This window comes from Paraburkholderia sp. J41 (assembly GCF_905220235.1).
Classification (GTDB): Bacteria; Pseudomonadota; Gammaproteobacteria; order Burkholderiales; family Burkholderiaceae; genus Paraburkholderia.
Map to the genome: position 1 here is coordinate 88,250 of NZ_CAJMZE010000020.1, position 18,958 is coordinate 107,207.

The 18,958-nt window shown below is 65.9% G+C and carries 16 protein-coding genes; 3 read left to right on the forward strand and 13 right to left on the reverse strand.

Annotation, left to right across the window (positions count from 1 at the left end; genetic code table 11):
• The first annotated feature begins 102 nt into the window (after nt 1-102).
• On the forward strand, nt 103-1,329 hold the full coding sequence (locus U5805_RS20850) for a YeeE/YedE family protein (protein WP_322105392.1): 1,227 nt from the start codon (nt 103-105) through the stop codon (nt 1,327-1,329).
• Nucleotides 1,330-1,456: 127 nt separating this feature from the next.
• On the opposite strand, the gene U5805_RS20855 is transcribed toward U5805_RS20850, so the two are convergent.
• The 6 genes from U5805_RS20855 to U5805_RS20880 all read right to left on the reverse strand — a co-directional run bounded on the left by U5805_RS20855 (nt 1,457) and on the right by U5805_RS20880 (nt 7,606).
• Nucleotides 1,457-2,044 carry a YSC84-related protein gene (locus U5805_RS20855; protein WP_322105393.1) on the reverse strand — a complete coding sequence of 196 codons (588 nt, stop codon included), beginning with the start codon at nt 2,042-2,044 and terminating at the stop codon, nt 1,457-1,459.
• A 194-nt stretch (nt 2,045-2,238) separates the two neighbouring features.
• Complete coding sequence (locus U5805_RS20860; RefSeq protein WP_322105394.1) at nt 2,239-3,195, reverse strand: DUF2950 domain-containing protein; 957 nt, start codon at nt 3,193-3,195, stop codon at nt 2,239-2,241.
• A 19-nt stretch (nt 3,196-3,214) separates the two neighbouring features.
• On the reverse strand, nt 3,215-4,630 hold the full coding sequence (locus U5805_RS20865; RefSeq protein ID WP_415914637.1) for a DUF3300 domain-containing protein: 1,416 nt from the start codon (nt 4,628-4,630) through the stop codon (nt 3,215-3,217).
• Nucleotides 4,631-4,867: 237 nt separating this feature from the next.
• Nucleotides 4,868-6,226, reverse strand: a complete 1,359-nt coding sequence (locus U5805_RS20870; protein WP_322105395.1) for a TAXI family TRAP transporter solute-binding subunit — start codon at nt 6,224-6,226, stop codon at nt 4,868-4,870.
• Between the two features lie 134 nt (nt 6,227-6,360).
• Entirely contained in the window at nt 6,361-6,792 is a 432-nt protein-coding gene (locus U5805_RS20875) for a MarR family winged helix-turn-helix transcriptional regulator (protein WP_322105396.1), read from the reverse strand.
• Between the two features lie 277 nt (nt 6,793-7,069).
• Nucleotides 7,070-7,606, reverse strand: a complete 537-nt coding sequence (locus tag U5805_RS20880) for a carboxymuconolactone decarboxylase family protein (protein ID WP_322105397.1) — start codon at nt 7,604-7,606, stop codon at nt 7,070-7,072.
• A 131-nt stretch (nt 7,607-7,737) separates the two neighbouring features.
• Here U5805_RS20880 and U5805_RS20885 point away from each other — a divergent pair, with 131 nt between their 5' ends.
• Nucleotides 7,738-8,694 (forward strand): AraC family transcriptional regulator, encoded by a 957-nt coding sequence (locus U5805_RS20885; RefSeq protein ID WP_322105398.1) that lies wholly within the window; start codon nt 7,738-7,740, stop codon nt 8,692-8,694.
• Nucleotides 8,695-8,728: 34 nt separating this feature from the next.
• Here the strand turns inward: U5805_RS20885 and U5805_RS20890 are convergent, their stop codons facing one another.
• The 7 genes from U5805_RS20890 to U5805_RS20920 form a co-directional block, all read right to left on the reverse strand.
• Nucleotides 8,729-10,159: an efflux transporter outer membrane subunit gene (locus tag U5805_RS20890; protein ID WP_322105422.1), complete on the reverse strand. Its 1,431-nt coding sequence runs from the start codon at nt 10,157-10,159 to the stop codon at nt 8,729-8,731.
• Between the two features lie 62 nt (nt 10,160-10,221).
• Entirely contained in the window at nt 10,222-11,841 is a 1,620-nt protein-coding gene (locus U5805_RS20895) for a DHA2 family efflux MFS transporter permease subunit (RefSeq protein WP_322105399.1), read from the reverse strand.
• A 12-nt stretch (nt 11,842-11,853) separates the two neighbouring features.
• Nucleotides 11,854-12,945, reverse strand: coding sequence for an HlyD family secretion protein (locus U5805_RS20900; protein ID WP_415914638.1), 1,092 nt, complete (start codon nt 12,943-12,945; stop codon nt 11,854-11,856).
• A 96-nt stretch (nt 12,946-13,041) separates the two neighbouring features.
• Complete coding sequence (locus tag U5805_RS20905; RefSeq protein ID WP_322105424.1) at nt 13,042-13,494, reverse strand: MarR family winged helix-turn-helix transcriptional regulator; 453 nt, start codon at nt 13,492-13,494, stop codon at nt 13,042-13,044.
• A gap of 101 nt (nt 13,495-13,595) precedes the next feature.
• Entirely contained in the window at nt 13,596-14,573 is a 978-nt protein-coding gene (locus U5805_RS20910) for a LysR family transcriptional regulator (protein WP_322105400.1), read from the reverse strand.
• A gap of 66 nt (nt 14,574-14,639) precedes the next feature.
• Nucleotides 14,640-14,957 carry an ArsR family transcriptional regulator gene (locus U5805_RS20915; RefSeq protein ID WP_322105401.1) on the reverse strand — a complete coding sequence of 106 codons (318 nt, stop codon included), beginning with the start codon at nt 14,955-14,957 and terminating at the stop codon, nt 14,640-14,642.
• Between the two features lie 11 nt (nt 14,958-14,968).
• The gene (locus U5805_RS20920; protein WP_322105402.1) at nt 14,969-16,423 is read right to left on the reverse strand and encodes a PLP-dependent aminotransferase family protein; all 1,455 of its coding nucleotides are present in this window, start codon (nt 16,421-16,423) and stop codon (nt 14,969-14,971) included.
• 165 nt (nt 16,424-16,588) lie between these two features.
• Between U5805_RS20920 and U5805_RS20925 the strand changes: the two genes are divergently transcribed.
• A complete protein-coding gene (locus U5805_RS20925) occupies nt 16,589-18,922 on the forward strand; it encodes an FdhF/YdeP family oxidoreductase (RefSeq protein ID WP_322105403.1) in 2,334 nt (777 codons plus the stop codon).
• Nucleotides 18,923-18,958 lie beyond the last annotated feature (36 nt).

The window sequence follows — 18,958 nt, forward strand, 5'->3', positions numbered from 1 at the left end:
ATCCATGACGCCTATGTGGCGATCCGGCTTGTGCTATCGTTTTCGTTTCGCCGATTGCTTTTTTCTGCAATCGGGTTTCCGCCGATCCCTCCCCGTTTCGTCATGTCCGATCTCTCCACGCCGCTGGCGCGCGCGCCGCGCCGCTTCGACTCCATCAACCCGAAATCGCTCGGCGTCGCGCTCGCGCTCGTCGTGCTGGGCGCCGCGTATCTCGCACAGACCGTGAGCGCGCGCCAGGCCGCGCTCTATATCGTCGGCGCGCTGCTCGGGCTCACGCTCTATCACGCGGCGTTCGGCTTCACTTCGGCATGGCGCGTGTTTATCGCCGACGGTCGCGGCGCGGGCCTGCGCGCGCAAATGGTCATGCTCGCCATCGGCGTGTTGCTTTTCTTTCCCGCGCTCGCGGCCGGCTCGTTGTTCGGCCATCCGGTCACAGGCCTCGTTTCGCCCGCGGGCACGTCCGTGATCGTCGGCGCCTTCCTGTTCGGCGTGGGCATGCAGTTGGGCGGCGGTTGCGCCTCGGGCACGCTTTACACCGTGGGCGGCGGCAGCACGCGCATGATCGTCACGCTGGCCGCCTTCATCGTGGGCTCGGTCGTCGCCACGGCGCACATGCCGTTCTGGACGTCGATGCCGCAACTCAAGCCGATTTCGCTCGTCAACGCGCTCGGCGTGGTGCCCGCCGTCGCGCTCAATCTCGCCGTGTTCGCGCTGATCGCGGCGTTCACCGTCGTCGTCGAAAAACGCCGTCACGGCCGTCTCGTCAACACGCCGGAGCGCGCGCCGCACGCCTCGCCGTGGCTGCACGGACCGTGGCCGATGGTGGCGGGCGCGGTCGCGCTCGCCGTGCTCAACTTCGCGACGCTCGCGCTTTCCGGCCGCCCATGGGGCGTGACTTCGGCGTTTGCGCTGTGGGGCGCGAAGGGCTTCGCGTCGCTCGGCATCGACGTGGCGAACTGGAAATACTGGATGGCCGGCCCGAACGCCGCCGCGCTTTCCGCGCCCGCGAGCCACGACGTCACCACGGTGATGGACATCGGCATCGTGCTGGGCGCCATGGCCGCGGCCTCGCTCGCCGGCCGGTACGCACCCGTGTGGCGCGTGCCGATGCGCTCGCTCGTGGCGGCGGTCATCGGCGGGCTGCTGCTCGGTTACGGCGCGCGCCTCGCGTATGGCTGCAACATCGGTGCGTATTTCAGCGGCATCGTTTCGGGCAGCGTCCACGGCTGGCTCTGGCTCGTGTGCGCTTTCGCGGGCAACGTGCTGGGCACGAAGCTGCGCCCGCTGTTCGGGCTCGCCGTGGAGCGCGTGCAGAACACCGGCTGCTGATTTCGCTATCGAACCGGCGCGGCGCGCATTGAACGCGAGCCGCAAAAAAGAAGGGCAAGGCGCGCGGCCTTGCCCTTTTTTACACGTTCCGGCACTTTTGACCCGGTCGTGCGTACCTCAGATCCGCTTAGATCTTAAGGCGCGAAACCTTGGTGCCCGCGAGCGACACGTCGCCCATCAGGCCCGCATTCGTCAGCACGAACACTTCGACCGGCTTGGTGGCCGTGTTCGTGTCGATGGCGCCGTTCGCGCCGATCGTGACCAGCGCGACCGAAGCGTCGGCGCCCGCCGACCAGCCGTCCGTGTTGCGGAACTGGTCGAGCGCCTGCTGGTTCATGAAGCAGAAGATGAGCGCCTTCGACTGCGCGCCGGCTTGCAGGCCGAACGAGCCCGACACCGTGCTGTAGTAGCCGACCGACGAGCCGCCCACGCGCAGCGCGCCTTCGCCGTACTGCGCGCCGACGATGAAGCCCGCTTGCAGCACCGACGGGAACACGAGCACGCCGCGCGACTTCGCGACGAGTTCGCGCGAACCCGAGACCGTCGAATACAGCTTTTGCATCGTGGCGTCGATGCTCGAATCGATCGATTGCCGCTTCGACATGTTCGTCGAAGCGTTGCTCTGGCCAGGAGGCGTGGTGGTACAGCCCGCGAGCGTCAAGCCGCCCGAAGCCAGGGTTACAGCCGCCGTAAGCATGAAGTTGCGTCGTTGCATTTGATTTTCTCCACACGAATGAGAGTGCGGGGAGGACACAGCAATCGGCGTGCCCGACCCTCGCGCGTTCGTTGTCATCGGTTGGCATCAGCCGCTTTTCGGGCGATGCGCTGCATCGCCTTGCATTGATTGTGCCCGAATTAGATGGAGAACGTCCGTCAGCGCGTTTCGCCGGAACGCGCCGCATTGCCACATCACGGTTGGGTGGGCTGCCAGGACGGATCGGGATCGAACGACTTGAGCGCCGCCGCCGTGCGCGCGCCGTTCGGCCCGAGGTTCTTCTGATAGAGCTGCCCGTCCTGATCGACGATAAAACTCATCACGCCCGTCTTTCCGTACTCGGCCGGCCACGCCACCAGCGCGAAGCCGTTCGCGAGAGTGCCGTTGTGGAGGTAGCCGCGCGCGCCGCCTTTTGCGTGCGCACCCTGCGCCGTGAGAATACGGAAGTGATAGCCGTGATACCCCTCCTTCGGCGTGATTTTCGCGTCGTGCGGCATGGCGGCCGCGAGCGGGCCGAGCGGGCTTTCGGCTTCGCCCGGCGCGACGGGCCAGTACAAGCCGTCGTGCGTGCCCGGCGTGCTCACGAAGCGCAGCGCGTAATGCTGCATGAGCTGGCGATAGTCGTTCTGCGCACTCACGTAGGCGAGCGACGTGAGCATGGCCGCGCGCTCGTTGCGGCCGATGCGCCGCGTGAGAATTTCGCTCGCGCCCTCGCGCGGATCGAAACGCCAGCCCTCGCCCGCCCGCACGAGCGGAATCGGCAAGGTCCAGCCGCTGTCGCCCACTTCGAGATGCGCGCTCGCCTTGCCCGCGACCGGCGTGGCGTCGGGCACGATGCGATGGCCTTTCGACCAGGCGCCCAGATAATCGTCGATATCGTCCCGCCCGACGTTCTGCGTTGGGATGAACTGCGTGAAATTGCTGCCGAGCACGTGCTTCATTGCGCCGGCGTCGTTGGTCGCGAGCGCGTTGGTGAACGCGTTCGCGGCCGCTTCGGGCGTGTCGTAGACGGCCTGGGCGCGCGCGGCGCCGGCGAGATGCCAGTGCGCGGGCAACAGCGCGGGCGCGGCGAACAGCGCAACGGCTCCGAGGGCCGCGCCGAACGCGAGCGCGAAGTCGTGCGGCAGACGGCGTGTGTGAATGCGGATCATCGTTAGTTCCTCGTCAATGTCAACGTCCCCGGCCGAAGTGACGTTCGCCGCCACCGCCGCCGCCGAGTCGCCCGCCGCCGCCAAGGCCTCCGCCCTGGCCGCCCCCGAAATTGCGCTGCTGCCCCGCGCCGCCCGCGCCGAAGCCACCGCCCGCGCCGCCCCGATTCTGGAACGACGCGCGGCTTTGCTGGCCGCGCTGCTGATCGACGCGCGCCGCGCCGCCGTCGCCCGCGCCGCGCAAGGCGTTGTCGCGATTCGCGTTTTGCGCGCGGTTGCTCAGATCGTTCTGCCGATTGGCGTTCTGCGCGCGATCGTTGAAATTGTTCTGCCGGTTCGCGTTCTGCGCGCCGCCGCTCTGCGAACGGTTGTTGAACTCGTTCGCGCGGTTGCCGGCCTGACCGTTCGCATTGGGCCGATTGCCGCCCTGGTGGATGCCTTGCAGCCGCTCGCTCGCATTGCCGCTCAGGTTTTGCCCGGTGCGGTTCTGCAAGGTCTGCATTGCCTGCGAACGCGACTGGTCGTAACCGCGGTACGAGTTGCGTTGCGCATTCGCGTTGTTGAAGCTTTGCCCGCGACGCTCGACATTGGCATTGCGATTCCACGACGACGTGGCATTCGCCGTGTTGATGCGGTTATTGACGTTGATGTTGTTGTAGCGATTCACGTTGATGTTGACGTCGTGCGCGCCCCAACTGAAGCCGCCCCACAACGAATTGGCCACCGCCACGCCCGCGCCGAACGCAAGGCCGCTCACGAAGCCGCTCGCGATGGCGTATCCCGGAGGCGGCGGCATGTACACGGGCGGATAAGCAGGATAGGGCCACGCGCCGTACACCACGGTCGGGTTATAGGTCGGCACGTACACCACCTGCGGATTCGCCGGTTCGATCACGATCGTCTGCGTGGTGGACGTGCTCGCGGCCGGTTGCACCACCACCTTTTGCTGCTCGTTCGTCTTGAGGTTGCCCGCCTTCTGAGCCTGCGCGCGCAAGCGCTGCACGGAGTCCATCACGTCGTTCGGCTGCGCGAGAAACGCATTGCCGATCTGCGCCACCCAATCGGGCTTGGACTCCATCGTGGCCAGCACTTGCGGAAACGCCACGAGCGATTGCACGCTCGGGTCCCAAGGTTGCGAGGCCACGGCTTTCACGGCCGCGTCGCCCTTCACGTTCGCATTCGCTTTCGACCATTCGGCGGCCGCCTGCACGTCTTGCGGAAACGTGGCCGCCATCAACACCTGCGCGAGCAGCGCGTCGGGGTAAAGCGCGACGGGCGCGGTCAACGCATCGAGCTGCTGATTCGAGAGATGCGCCGCGCCTTGTGCGTTTTGCGCCAATGCTGACGATGGTCCCGTCGGCCCCAGGAAAAGCGGCGCGCCCGCCAGCGTGGCGCACACGAGCCAGGCAAAGCGCTGGCTGACACCGGACGATTTCACGTTAAGGTCCTCTGGTTGCTAATCGATCATTTGCAAATCTTTTGTTTGCAAACCGGACGCGTCCGAATCTTTACGAACGATGCACCAGGAACCGGATTCGACAACGCTTGGGTCTGCTACACAAAAATAGGTCGGCAAGACCCGCGGTGTCAATCGAAGATATGTTTCAATGCATGGTTAAGCGACGTGCATCAATATCAGCATTTGCGCGAAAAGCGAAATATTCTCGCGCATTGTTCAATGTGGCTGAGCGTGCAGCGGCGACTCGTGCGCCGTCAAATGCATCCTCACGAAACCCACGTGCTCGCGCAGCACGTAGAACGCATCGGCATAGGCGAGCGGCATGCGCAAGGTGTTGAGCGAGCGCTCGATCTCGTCGAGTTCGCCGAGCAACGCGCGGCGTTCGTCTTCGTTCGTATGCTTGAGCGCGTCGCGTTCGATGGCGATGAGCGCGCCGTAATAGCGGTAAATGCGCGAACGCACGCGCCACCGGTACAGCGCGGGAATCGCGCGCAACGCCGGAATCACGAGCACCGCGAGCGGCAGCAGCAACACGATGAGCCGATCCGTCACGCTCGCGAGCCAGAACGGCAGCGCGCGATACCAGAAACTCTTGCCCGACTTGTAGTAACGCGTGGCGTCTTCGCTGATGCGAAAGTCGTGGACCGCGGCGCTCGGGAATTCGCCCGCGTGTTGCAATAAACCCGGCGCGCCGTTCACCTCGCTCGCGGCTTCGATCAGCAGATCCGAGAGCGCGGGATGCAGACTGTCGCGCGCAACGAGTTCGACCGTCGGGCCGATCAAATGCACGGTTTCCGGCGGAATGCGGCGGCGCAGGTCCAGCACGCCGGGCGGCAGGTCCATGTCTTCGAGGTAGGGAAAAAGCCGCGTATAAGCGCTGGCTTCGTCGAAGCTCATCACCGAAATGCCGGGTATGCCGAGCAGCCGCAGCATGAGCACGCGCGTGGTGGAGTCGCCGCTCAGCATGGCGGCTTCCGCCTTGCCCGAGACGAGCGCCGTGGCCGCCTGCATGCCGTCGAGCGGCAGGAAGGTGGAGTCGCCACCGGGCTCCATGCCGTTCGCGGCGAGCAAGCGCAGCGCGAGTTCGCGCGTGCCGCTGCCGAGGCGCCCGATGGCGATGCGTTTGCCGTCGAGTTGCGAAAGCTGCGTGAGCCCCGAGCCGCGATAGAACACCACGATAGGCAGATTCGCCACGCTGCCGAGCGACATGAGCGAGCGCACGTCCTTGCCGTCGGCCACGCCGCCCTGCACGAACGCGAGATCGACATGCTGCTTCGGGTCGAGCAAACGGTCGAGGTTCTGCACCGAGCCGTCCGACTCCATCACCTTGAGCTTCACGCCGTTGCGCGCGAGGATCGCGCGATAGGCTTGCGCCATCTGCATGAAGGAACTGTCGGCGGGACCGGCGCTGATGGTGAGGGCGCGCGGCGGCGCGGGGTTCACGAGCCACACGACCAGCGCGATCACCACGAGGCAAAAGACCGCCACGGGCAGCGCCGAAAGCGCGAGATCGCGCCAGGCGGGATGCGAGGGGTCGCGCAGGAAGTTCGGCGGCGGCGGTCGATGTCGTCTCATGAGAACCCGGCAAAGCGTCAGATTCAGCGTCGAGACCTCATCATGCCATTTTCACAATAGCGCCGACTGCTGGGTTTCCCCTGGACTTGCTCCGGCGTGCTGGACGCTCGGGCGCCGCGAGCGAAAGCGGCGCGTCAGCTTGCCGAATTGGTCAGCGCGAACAGCTCCGCGCGCAGCGCCTTCGCGCGGTCGCGTTTCACGTGCTGCTCGAATTCGGCCTGCGCGGCGAGCCACAGCGCGTGCGCCTTGTCGTAGCGGCGCAGCCCGGCCGCCGAAAGCCGGTACACGAGCGTGCGCGTGTCGTGTTCGGCCGCCGCGCTCAGCACGAGGCCGTCGCGTTGAAGCGGCTTGAGCGCGCGCAGCAGCGTGGTGCGCTCCATCACGAGATGATCGGCAAGCTCGGCGGCCGTTGCGTCCGGGTGGCCCGCGAGCCGCGAAAGAATGGTGAACTGGGCGGCCGTGAGGTCCGCTTGCGAGAGATGCCGCTCGTAAAGCTGCGTGACGAAGCGCGCCGCCTGGCGCAGCGCAAAACAATTGCATTCCTCGCGAACTACCCGCTTCGTCATCGTCGTCATCCTCTTGCAAGCCCGGCGCACCCAGGCGACCGGCCATCTTACGTTCCCGACTGCAAGCGCGAAACCCTTCGCGCCGCCGGGCGCAGCGTCATGATGCCGCGCGGCTTGCATCGTGATTTCGCTCCGGCTTCAAGCATTCGTTCGAACCGCGGCTTCATCGAGTCATTCTAGATATGCATATGCACAGATTCAAACGCTTTCGCCGAAAAACACCGTTGCCCGCGCGGGCGTCATCCTGATACACCGCGCGCGCAACGCGACCACGCCGTTACGCAACGGCCGGGAAATCCACCGTCGTATCGTTGATGCGATTCACCAGATTCGTGAACGTGATCGACGAAACCGCAAGCGCGATTTCCACGAGTTGCCGTTCGGTGTAACCCGCCGCGCGAATCGCGCCGACCGCCGCTTCGGGCACCGTGCCGCGCGTGGTCACGAGCACGCGCACGAACTGCACGAGCGCGTCGCGTTTCGCGTCGCCGCTGGGCTGGCCGGCGCGCACGGCCTTCATCGTCTCGGGCGAGAGGCCCGCATATTTGCCCGCCAGCGTGTGCGCGGCCACGCAGTAATCGCAACCCGCGACTTCGCTCACGGCAAGCTTGACCGTTTCGATTTCGGCTCTCGAGAGCGTGCCCGCGCTAACCACGGCGTCGGTGGCGAGCATTGCGCCGAGCGCTTCGGGGCTTTGCGCGCCGATGGTGGCGTAAGCGTTGGGCACCTTGCCGATGGCCTTGCGAATTTTGGCGAACAGGTCGGCGGCGGCGCCGGTGGCGGCTTCGGGTTGGATGGTGGACAAGCGGGACATGACGGACTCCTTGAACGTTGATCGGATCTTGCGTGCCATCGTCGACGGCATGGATGCAGTCTAATCAGTCGCTGCTGGCCTATTAATGCCAGAATAGCGCGACTTCATGCCCGATCGTCTCATCGCCCATCATGGATTTGCTGAGCCGCCTGCTCGCGCTGATGCCCGTTACGGGCAAACTCGATGTTCGCTGCCACTTCGGCGCGCCCTGGCGCATCGACGAAGCGGCCGCCAATGCGCGCGAGATCCGCTATCACGTGCTGCTCGCGGGTCACGCGATCGTCGAGGACGCGCACGGCGCGCCCGTCGCGCTGCATGCGGGCGACATCGTGCTGTTCCCCTCCGGCAGCCCGCACGTCCTGCACGACGGCAGCGGCGCCGCGCCCGCGCCCAGCGCGGCACGCATCGAGCACGGCCTCGCCGTGCAAACGAACGCGGGCGAAGGCGCGCCCGCCGACGTGCTCTGCGGCCGCTTCCTGCTGCCCGCCGTGCCGCAGCGCCTGTTGCGCGAGAACCTTCCCGCGCGGCTCGTCGTGCATAGCGCGCGCGAAAACCACGATGCGCCCGAGCGGCTCGTGCGCCTGATCGCACTGCTGCGCGACGAAGCCAACGAAGCCGCGCCCGGCAGCGTGTCGCTCGTGAATCATCTTTCGGGCGCGCTGTTCGCGCTCACGCTGCGCTATGCAAGCAACACCGACTCGCCGCCGCGCGGCCTGCTCGCGCTCGCGCAGCGCCCGCGCCTGCAACCCGCCATCGACGCCATGTTCGAAACGCCGGGCAAGGCATGGACGCTGCCCGAACTCGCCGGTTTGTGCCACATGTCGCGCGCGACCTTCGCGCGCCATTTCGACGAAGCCATCGGCCGTTCCGCCGCCGACGTGCTCACCGACATTCGCATGACGCTCGCGGGCCGCATGCTCGCGCAAGGCAACCAGCCGGTGGCCGAAGTGGGCGAATTCGTCGGCTATCAATCGGACGCCGCGTTCCAACGCGGCTTCAAGCGCCACGTCGGCATGACGCCCGCGCAATGGCGCACGCTCGCGCGCGAAACGGACACGGCCGAATTCGGCAATTCAGCTACCAATTGATACGGACGACTAACCTTCAACGTCCGGCGACGCATCACATCGCCGGGGCATTCTCGCGCGCCGCAATCACGTCGCCGCTTTGGCTCCAGCCGCCGCCCAGCGAACGATAAAGCGCGACCGCCGCGAGCGCGTGTTCGCGGCGCGCGTCGTTGAGCAGGTCTTCGTCGGCGAGCCAGGTTTGCTGCGCGCTCAGCACGTCGAGAAAGTCCGCCGCGCCGCCTTTGTAGAGCTGATTCGCAAGCTTGAGCGATTGCGCCGACGACGTCACCGCGTCGCTCAACTGCGCCGTTTGCCCGGCCGAACTCACGAGGTCGCTGCGGCTGTCTTCCACTTCGCGCAGCGCCTGCAACATCGTTTGCTGCAAGTTGAGTTGCGATTCGCGCATGCGGCTTTCGCTCTGCGCGATGCCAGCGGTAATGCGGCCCGCGTTGAAGATCGGGCTCGTCGCGCCGAGCGCCGCGCTGAACAGATTGTCGGTGAGCGTCGGCAAGCCGAGATACGACGAAGCCAGCACGCCGTCGCTCAAATTGAGCGAAAACTTCGGATAGCGCTGCGCGCGCGCAACGCCCACTTCGGCTGCGCGCTGCTGCACGGTGGCATACGCGGCTTGCACGTCGGGGCGGCGCAGCAGCGCTTCGGAAGGCAGCATGCGCGGCACGCTCGCGGGCGCGGCGGGAATGGGCGCCGCCTGTGCGATGGCGAGTTGCGCCACCGACTCCGGCGTGCGCCCCGTGTACACCGCAATCAGATTCAACTGATGGTCGATGCTGGCCTGCGCACGCGGCAAGCGCGCCTGCAATTCGCTCAATTGCGTCCGCGCCCGCGACACGTCGAGTTGCGTGGAAAGCCCGTATTTCAGGCGGTCTTGCGTGAGCAGCAGCGTGCGCCGGCGAATTTCCAGGTTGTCCTGAAGAATTTTCAGTTCGGCCTGCGCCCAACGCAAATCGACATATGCCGATGCCGTATTCGCCGCCAGCGCGAGGCGCACCGCGTCGAGCGCATGCTGCTGCCCCACGAGATTCGCCTGCGCCGCGAGCAGGTCGAGCCGCTCGCCGCCGAACACGTCGGGCGACCAACTGAGCGCCACGCCCGCGCCCGCTTCCTTCACGTAACCGAGCGGCGGCGGCACGTTCTGCCGCGTGTACGCGCCCTGCGCCGTGAAGTCGAGTTGCGGCAGCAGCACCGCGTGCTTTTGCGTCGTGATGGATTGCGCCTGCGACACACGTTCGGCGGCGGCACGCAAATCGAGGTTGCCGTCGAACACGGAAGCGAGCAAAGCGTCGAGCGTGGAATCGTCGAATTGCGCCCACCAGGCGCGCGCGTCGATGGCGTTTTGCGGCGCGTCGACGCGCCATGCCTCGGGCGCCGTATGTTGGACCGTGGCGGGCAGATCGGCGTGTTGCTCGGGTCCCAGCGCGCACGCGGCCAGCACGGCGCACGCCAGCACCGAGAGCACTGCGCGCAGCGGCTTCGGGAAATGACTCGGTTGCGCGGCAAGCGAGCGTTGAGCGGATTGCATGGGAAACCTCAATGTGCGTCGGGCGAAGGGCTGCCGCCCATCGTTATCGGCCGCGAAAACGCCACGCAAATAATGGCGACCACGAAACAGAGCGAGAGCACGAAGAACGTGTCGGAGAACGTCATGACGAGCGCCTCGCGCATCACGAGCGCGTGCAGTTGCGCGAGTCCGGCTTGCGTCGCGTCCAGCGCGTCGCCGGCCACGGACGTCCAGTGCGCCGTGCCGCCCGCGAGCAAACCCTGCACTTGCGGCACGCCCGCCGAAACATGTTCGTTCAATCGCAGATAATGAAAATTGAGCCGGTCGTTGAGCATCGTCGCGCTCACGGCAATGCCGATCGCGCCGCCCAGATTACGCATCAGGTTGAACAGCCCGCTCGCCGACTTGAGCCGCGAAGGCGGCAGCGAGCCGAGCGACATCGTCACGATGGGCGGCACCGCGAATTGCTGGCCGATACCGCGCAGCGCCTGCGGCACGAGAAATTGCTGCCAGCCCCAATCGTGCGTGAGCGGCACGTAGAGATAACAACCGAGCCCGAAGCACACGAGGCCGAACGCCATCAGCGAGCGCATGCTGAAATGACGCGTGCAATACGCGTAGGCGCCGATCGAAAGCAATTGAAACGCGCCGACCGAAAGCAGCGACAAACCGATTTGCAGCGAGCTATAGCCGCGCACTTCCGCGAGAAATAGCGGCGTGAGGTAGACGGCCACGAAAATGCCGATGCCGGTGACGAACGACAACAGGCTACCGATGCCGAAATTGCGCACGCTCAGCGCACGCAGATCGACGATGGCTTCTTCGGCGGTGAGCGCATGCACGACGAAGAGAAAGCCGCCGATCGCGGAAATCCACGTGCAGGCGACGATAATTGGGTCTCCGAACCAGTTTTTGCGCGGCCCTTCTTCGAGCACGTATTCAAGGCAGCCGAGAAACAGGCACATGAGCGCGATGCCCGGATAATCGCCGCGCTTGAGCAGCGAAAGATCGGGCTTGTCGATGTGCACGTACTTCGGCACCAGCACGGCCACCGCAATGCCGGGCGCGAGGTTCAGATAGAACAGCCAGTGCCACGACCATTGGTCCGTGATCCAGCCGCCAATCACGGGGCCGAGCGTGGGCGCGAGCGAGGCGAGCGCGCCGATCGTCGTGGCGGCAATCAGGCGCTGCTTGCCGGGAAACAACACGAACGCGGTGGTGAACACCGTGGGAATCATCGCGGCGCCCAGCGCGCCTTGCAGCGCGCGAAACGCGATCATCGAGTTGATGTCCCACGCGAGACCGCACAGCATGCTCGTGACCGTGAAGCCGATGGCCGAGCCGACGAACAGCCAGCGCGTGGAGAACACTTTCGAGAGCCAGCCCGACATCGGAATCACCATGATTTCGGCGATCAGATACGCGGTTTGCACCCACGAGAGTTCGTCCTGGCTCGCGGAAAGGCCGCCGCCGATGTCGCGCAGCGACGAAGCCACGATCTGAATGTCGAGCGTGGCCATGAAGAAGCCGATGCACATCAGCGCGAACGCGAAAGCGCGTTGCGCGAGCGGCTGCTCGTGCGGCGCGAGCGTGGGATCGTGCGCTTCGGAAGGCGCGTCCGGTGCGACTGCGGTAGTCGTGGCATTCATCGCAACGCTCCTTCAATGCGCGCTGTCTTGCGCGCCGGCGAGGTGTACTTTCACCGTGGCGGAAAGGCCGGGACGCAGCGCGTATTCCATGCCCCGGGGCACGTCCAGCCGAATTCGCACGGGCACGCGCTGCACGATCTTCGTGAAGTTGCCGGTGGCGTTTTCGGGCGGCAGCACGCTGAAGGTCGCGCCCGTTGCCGGCGCGAGGCTGTCCACCACGCCTTGCAGCGTGCCGCTCGCAGCGTCGAGTTCCACGTCCGCGCGATCGCCCGCATGCATCTTCTTCAACTGGTCTTCCTTGAAATTCGCGTCTACCCAAAGGCCCGCGGCGGGCACCACTGTGAGCAGCGGCACGCCCACGTTCGCAAGCATGCCCACGCGCGCCGTGCGATTGCCGATATAGCCGTCGACAGGCGCGGTCAAGGTGGTGTATTCGACGTTGAGTTGCGCGAGCCGCTGGTTCGCCAGCGCCGTTTGCACGCGCGCCTGCGCGTCGCCGATTTGCGCGGCCAGCACCGCAAGCTGACGCTGCGCCGCCAGCACCGAAGCGCCGCTTTTCGCCACCGACGCCTGCGCTTTCGCGTAATCGGCGTCGGCGCGTTCGACGAGCTGATTCGACACCGCATCGTCCTTCACGAGCGCGCGATAACGCGTCTGGTCCTCGCCGCTGCGCGTGAGTTCGGCGTTCGACGCGCGCACTTCGGCCTGGCTCTGGTTGATGACGGCTTGTTGCAGCGACTCACGCGCTTCAAGTTCCTGCACGGCGGCGCGCGCGCTCGCGACTTCGGCGTTTGCCTGCGCGAGCTTCGCATCGTAGTCGCGCGCATCGAGCCGCAGCAGCACCTGACCCGCGCGCACGCGCTGGTTGTCCTGCACCAGAATGCCGGAGACGAAGCCGCTCACGCGCGGCGCGAGCACGGTCACGTTGCCGCCCACGTAGGCGTCGTCGGTGCTTTCGACGAAGCGCAGCACCAGGAACCAGTAGCCGGCGGCGGCGGCCAGCACGACGACGACCGCGCCAAGCGCGAGACGCATGCGCGACGCGCGCGAACGCTCCGGCGCCTTGGCCGGCTCGCCTGCAACGGGAGTGGAAGGACTCGACATGAAATTTACCTGTGCATATACACTGATACGGATGAAAAAACGCCGCGAAAGACGCCACGACGCAACCTGAGCCCAACCGCGCGCGCCGGTTAAGTGCTACACCGCGCGCGTGATGCGAAACAACTCGCGCCGCAGCCACGCCGCGCGCTGCGCGCCAAACTGGCGCTCGAACTCGTCTTGCGCGGCGCGCCAATACGCGTGCGCCGCATCGAGCCGCGCGCGGCCTTCGGGCGTGAGCGCAAGACGGCGGCGGCGCTCCCGATCGCGCGGCGCATCCGTGACGAGCGCGGCGCGCAGCAGCGGCCCCAATGCGCGCACCAGCGTCGTGCGCTCCATCACCATCGACCGCGCCAGTTCGACCATCGTGAGGCGCGAGCCACGGCCAAGCTCGGCGAGAATGCTGAACTGCGTGGGCGTGAGACCGGCCGCGCTCAAGTGCCGCTCATAAAGCTGCGACAGATGGCGGGCCGCCTGTCGCACGGCAAAACAGTCGTCGCGCTCGAGCGATGGATCGACCGGAGAATCGCTATTGGGCGCGTCATTGTGCATATGCACAGATTAGAGCGCAAAAACGTCGCTGACAACGATCAGACCCGACATCAGTTTATGGACGCGCCGACAACAATCGCACTCGCACCGCCGCGAAACTTTCATTTCACCTTCGCCAACGCGCGCGGATCGCGAGCCGCGATCGTCGCGGCGTCGTTGACGGCGTCATTGGCCGCGTCATGCGTCACGTCGTCGAAAAACGAGGTGGCGTGGTCGATGAACGCGCGCACTTTCGCGGGCAACAACGTGCGCGTGGTGTAGGCGAGGCGAATTTCGATGTACATGTCGACGATGGGAAAGTCGTCGAGCAGCGTGACGAGCGCGCCCGTCTTCAAGTCGTCCTGCACGAGCGCCGTCGGCAAAATACCGATGCCGAAGCCTTCGAGCACCATCGCGCGGTTGAACTCGGGGTTGTTCGAGGCGATTTCGTGGTGCATGGGCACGATCAGTTCCTCGTCGCCCACGCGAAACGCGAGATTCGGCTTGCGTATGGAAGGCGGCATCGGCACGAACACGTGATCCGCGAGATCGGCGGGATGCTGTGGCGTGGAATGCGCGGCGAGGTACACGGGCGTGGTCACGAGCGTGAGCGGAATGCGTTCGAGCAGGCGCGTCACGGTGGAGTCGTTGTTGAGCATGAACGGCAGCACGAGGCCAAGGTCGTAGCCGTCGGCGATGAGGTCGACGGGGCGCTCGGTCAGCATCACGTCCAGACTCACCTTGGGATGCGCGCGCTTGAAACTCGCGATGAGCGGCACGAGCCGGTTCACGGTGGCCGTGGTGTGCGCGACGAGGCGCAGCACGCCGTTCGCCTCGCGCGTCTGCTCGGTGGCGTCGGCTTCCAGCGCCTCGAGGTCGTCCAGCACGCGGCAGCAGCCTTCATAGAAGCGCTCGGCCGCTTCGGTAAGCGACACGGCGCGCGTGCTGCGATGAAATAGCCGGCTGCCCAGGCGTTTTTCGAGCCGCGCGATCGCGCGCGAGACAACGGGCGTGGTGAGGCTGTGCATGTCGGCGGCGCGGGTGAAGCTGCGCGCCTCGACGACGGACCGGAAGATTCGCAGGCTGTCGATATAGTCCATGATCGTGGCGGGAAGTGGATTCGCCCGCGTAGCTTACGGGTTTGTGCGCCGGCGCGCTCGGCGCGCCTAGGCTTCGCCTGCGCCCTGGCCGAACACTTCCGCGCAAAACGCCCGGCCGTCCTCGGACAAACTCGCGGAGCCGCTGCCGTCCTCGGCGAAAGTCGTCACCGCGAGGCCGCTGTCCACGAGCGCCGTCAATTGTCTGCGCAATCCGCTCATCGGCACGCCCGACTGCTTCGAGAGTTTCGCGAGCGACCATGCGCGGCGCGCGCGCTCGCCGCCCTCGCGCGCTTCGCATTCGGCCCGCCAAAGCTGTTCGAGTATGGCGACGAGTACGGGATCGACGCCGTCGTCGTCTGCGGGATTGGCTTCATCGTCGTGCATTGTCCGTCTCCTCACGCCATCTTCGCGACCAGCTCGCCGAGCGTCCTGAGCGCCGCTTCGGTCTGCGCGGTCCACGGGTAGCTGTAGTTCAGGCGAATGTGATGGTGATACTCGTTGCGCATCGAGAACATATAACCCGGCCCGATGGTGATGCCCTGCGCGAGCGCCGCCTGATAAAGCCGCATGGAATCCACGCGCGGCGGCAGCTCGACCCACAGCACATAGCCGCCCTGCGGCTCCGAAGCGCGCGTGCCCGCCGGAAAGAAGCGCTCGACCATCGCGCGCATGAGCCGCGCTTGCTGCCGGTAAAAGCGCCGCACGCGCCGCAAATGCCGATCATAACCGTCGTGGCGCAGATAATCGGCGAGCGCCACTTGCGGCACCGAAGGCGTGGTGAGCGTGTTGAGGAACTTGAGCTTCTCGACTTGCGCGCGATAACGCCCAGGCAGCGCCCAACCGATGCGATACGACGCCGACAGACTCTTGGAAAACGACGCGCAATGCAGCACGAGCCCGCGCGTGTCGAATTGCTTGAGCGTGGAAGGCCGCGTCTCGCCGAAATACAGTTCCTGATACACGTCGTTTTCGATCACGGGCAAATCGTGCGCCTCGGCGATCGAAACGAGCCGCGCCTTGTGCGGGTCGGGCATGCGAAAGCCGAGCGGGTTCTGGAAGTTCGGCATCACCATGCACGCAGCCACGCTCTGCCGCGCGAGCACGCGTTCGAGCGCGTCGAGGTCGATGCCGGTGTGCGGGTGCGTGGGCACTTCGATCGCGCGCATGCCAAGGCGCTCAATGGCGTGCAGCATCGCATAGTAGGTGGGCGATTCCACGGCCACCGTGTCGCCCGGCTTCGCCACGGCTTGCAGGCTAAGGTTGATCGCCTCGGTCGCGCCCACGGTCACGACGATTTCGTCGGGATCGACGCCCGCGCCGTTTTCGGCGTAACGCCGCGCGATCTGGCGAATCAGCTCGGGGTTGCCGGGCGGCAAGTCGTCGATGAGATTCCAGCTCGCGTGGCGCCGCGCGATGGCGTTCGCATACTGATTGATGCGCTGCCAGGGAAACAGCGCCGGATCGGGATACGGCGAGCCGAGCGGCACGGCGTCCTGCGCGCCGATGCTGCGCAGCGTGGAGAGCACGAGGCGGCTCACGTCGACGGAAGCCGGCGCGGGCGGCTTCGGCACGCTCGGGCGGCGCGGCCGGGGCGCGCCCGCCGCGCTCGCGCCGGCGCCCGGATTGCGGCCGGCCGCCGCGCCGCGCGCCTTCACGAAATAACCCGATTGCGGCCGCGATTCGATCACGCCGCGGCTTTCCAGCAACGCGTACGCGTGCAGCACGGTCTTGATGCTCACACCGTGCTGCTGGCTCGCGCGCCGCACCGAAAGAATGCGTTCGCCGGGGCCGAACACGCCGCGCTGCACGGCGGCTTCGATATCGTCGGCGAGTTGTTCGTAGCGGGTCACGGGTCGGAGCGGCAAAAAGCGGCAGGGGAAACCGGCAGTCTAAGACAAAACGCCGCAACTGTACCCCTTGCTTTTTGGTTTTTCTGTGACCTCCGGCGCGGCAGGAACACAGTAGCCTTGAGTCATCGGGCACACCGCCCACGCCCAACGAAAGCCAGCCGCATCATGAAGAAAGAGCAAGGTCGCATCGAGCCGTATCATCATCCCGCCGCCGGCTGGGGTGCGCTCAAGCAGGTTGCCATCAACCTCATCAAGGAAAAGGTGACGGGCGGCAACTACCGCACGCTGCTCAAGCAGAATCAGCCCGACGGCTTCGACTGCCCCGGCTGCGCGTGGCCCGACCGCGAGCATGCCTCGACCTTCGAATTCTGCGAAAACGGCGTGAAGGCCGTGGCGGCGGAAGCCACGAGCAAGCGCGTGACGCCCGCGTTCTTCGCGCAGCACACGGTCAGCGAACTGATGGCGCAGTCGGACTACGAGCTGGAGCAGCACGGCCGCCTCACCGACCCGATGATCTACGACGCCGCGCAGGACCGTTACGTGCCGATCGAATGGGACGACGCGTTCAAGCTCATCGCGAAGCACCTGAAGGCGCTCGGTGATCCGAACCGCGCCGCGTTCTACACCTCGGGCCGCGCGAGCAACGAAGCCGCGTTCCTCTATCAACTGTTCGTGCGCATGTACGGCACCAACAATTTCCCCGACTGCTCGAACATGTGCCACGAAGCCACCAGCCGCGGCTTGCCGGGCACGGTCGGCATCGGCAAGGGCACGGTCACGCTCGACGACTTCGAACACGCGGACACGCTGCTGATCTTCGGCCAGAATCCCGCGACGAACCACCCGCGCATGCTCGGCGAGTTGCGCGAATGCGCGAAGCGCGGCGCGACCATCGTCTCGATCAATCCGCTCAAGGAGCGCGGCCTCGAACGCTTCGCGAGCCCGCAACACACGCTCGACATGCTCTCGCCCAAGGGCGTGCAGATCAGCTCGGTGTTCATCCGTCCGCGTGTGGGCGGCGACTTCGCGCTCATCAAGGGCGTGGCCAAGCGCGTGATCGAACTCGACGACGAAGCGCTCGCGCAAGGCACGCAGCGCGTTCTCGACGTGGACTTCATCGCCGAACACACGGTGAATTTCGACGCCTTCGCCGCCGACCTGCGCGCCGAATCGTGGGCGACGATCGTGGCCGAAGCCGGCGTGCCGATCGAGGAAGTGCTCAAGCTCGCCGACATCTACGTGAAGGGCAAAGCCGTCATTTCGACGTGGGGCATGGGCATCACGCAGCACAAGAATTCGGTGGCGACCATTCAGTTGCTCTCGAACCTGATGATGATGCGCGGCAATATCGGCCGTCTCGGCGCGGGGCTGTGCCCGGTGCGCGGCCACTCGAACGTGCAAGGCGACCGCACGGTGGGCATCGAGGAAAAGCCCACGGAGGCATTTCTCGATCGTCTCGCGAAAGCCTACGACTTCGAGCCGCCGCGCGAACACGGCTACGACGTGGTGGAAACGATCCACGCCATGCTCGAAGGCCACGTCAAGGTGTTCATCGGCCTGGGCGGCAACTTCGCCATCGCCACGCCGGACACGCCGCGCACATTCGACGCGATGCGCTCGTGCGCGCTCACCGTACACGTGACCACCAAGCTCAACCGCAGCCATCTGATCCACGGTCGGGACGCGCTGATCCTGCCCACGCTCGGCCGCACCGAAATCGACTTGCAGAACGGCGTGCCGCAAGGCGTGACGGTGGAAGACTCGATGAGCATGGTCCATATTTCGTATGGCATGAATCGCCCGGCATCGGCGAATCTGCTTTCGGAAATCGCCATCGTCGCACGCATGGCGCACGCCACGCTCGGCAGCGGCAAAGTGGACTGGCTCGGACTCGCTTCGGACTACGCACGAATCCGCGACGGCATCGAGCAGGTGTTCGACGGCTTCGAGAATTACAACGAGCGCCTGAAGACGCCGGGCGGCTTCCATCTGGGCGTGGCTTCGCGCGACCGCGTGTGGAAAACGCCTAGCGGCAAGGCGCAATTCGTCGTACACGGCATCGCGCTCGACACGCCCATCCACCGCGCGCGCGCCGAGCACGGCCAGAAGCTCATGACGCTCATGACCACGCGTTCGCACGATCAGTACAACACCACGATCTACGGGCTCGACGACCGCTATCGCGGCGTGTACGGCCTGCGCCGCGTGCTGTTCGCGAACCGCGAGGATATGACGATGCTCGGCTTCGAGCCGGGCCAGCACGTCGACATCACGAGCGTATGGGACGACGGCGTGGAGCGGCACGTCGAAGACTTCATGCTCGTGGAGTACGACATTCCGCGCGGCTGCCTCGGCGCTTACTATCCCGAGACGAATCCGCTCGTGCCGCTTTCGTCCGTCGCCGACGGTGCGGGCACGCCCACGTCGAAATCGATTCCGGTGCTGCTCAGCCCCGCAAAAATCACGGCGAGTGCGGACGAAACCGCCATCGCCGCGTAATGCGGCTCCGCTTGTCCTTTGGCCTCGGCGTTCGCG